Here is a 924-nt window from a genome sequence, read left to right as displayed (position 1 = left end):
CAGCATCGCGCGGGCGGTCTCGCCGCCGGTCACGATCAGGCCGCCCAGGCCCTCGACGTGCGGCGCCACCAGGGCCGCCAGCGCGCCGGAGAGCAGCGCGCCCTCGGCGGGATCGAAGGCCGCGTCGCGGCCGATACGCACGATCGCGTCCTGCCGGCCGCGCAGGCAGGCGCCGATCCGCTCGTGCCAGGCGGGCCATTGCGCGTGCGTCGCGCCCTCGCGCAGCACCGCCGGCGGCACGATGAACTCGGCGATGCCGGCCTCGGCACGCAGCAGCGCGCACTGGCGCTCGGAAATCGCCGAGAGGCTGCCGACCAGGGTCAGCAGCGGGCCCCGGGCGACGACGCTCGCCGCCTCGGCGGATCGGGCTTCGGATTCGGCTTCCGATGCGGATTCGGAGCCGGCCGCGGCATCGGCTTCGAACAGCTCGGACAAGGCCGCCAGCTCGCGCGACAGCCCGCCCGAGCCGACCCAGAAGAACGGCGTGTCGAGCGCGGCCGTGAGGCGCGCCAGCCGTGCCAGGTCCTCGCTCGTCTCGGCGTCGACCACGATCGCGCGCCCGCCCTCGGCGGCCGCCGCGGCCAGCATCGCGACGATGCGCTGCGGATCGCCGCGCAGCACCTCGAGCCCGACCTGCTCGACCCGCAGGCCCGCGTCCTCGAGCAGCGCGCGCAGCGCGGCGTCGCGCCCCGCATGTTCGAGCTGCCAGGTTTCGGTGTCCTCGAGCGGCACGCCGCGCACCAGCACGCGGCCATCGATCACGCCGCGGCCGGTGGCCGGAAACGCCGGCGCCACGATGGCCGGGCCGGCCAGCGCGGCAAGCGCGGCCACTTCGGCGGCCCAGTTGCCGCGCAAGGTCGAATCGATCTTCTTGTAGAGCCGCCGGCCCGGCGCGCGCTGCGCCCGCCGGGCCGGCGGCTCTAA

At 76.3% G+C, this 924-nt stretch carries 1 protein-coding gene; it reads right to left on the bottom strand.

Annotated features, from left to right (window positions below; genetic code table 11):
- Positions 1-924, bottom strand: a 924-nt coding sequence (locus F3J10_RS35845) for a four-carbon acid sugar kinase family protein (protein WP_167244067.1), incomplete at both ends; no start/stop codon positions are given.

It is taken from the genome of Burkholderia sp. Cy-637 (genome assembly GCF_011753175.1).
Taxonomy (GTDB): domain Bacteria; phylum Pseudomonadota; class Gammaproteobacteria; order Burkholderiales; family Burkholderiaceae; genus Burkholderia; species Burkholderia gladioli.
Note: the sequence above shows the minus strand (reverse complement) of the source record. Positions and strands in the feature narration are given on the sequence as shown.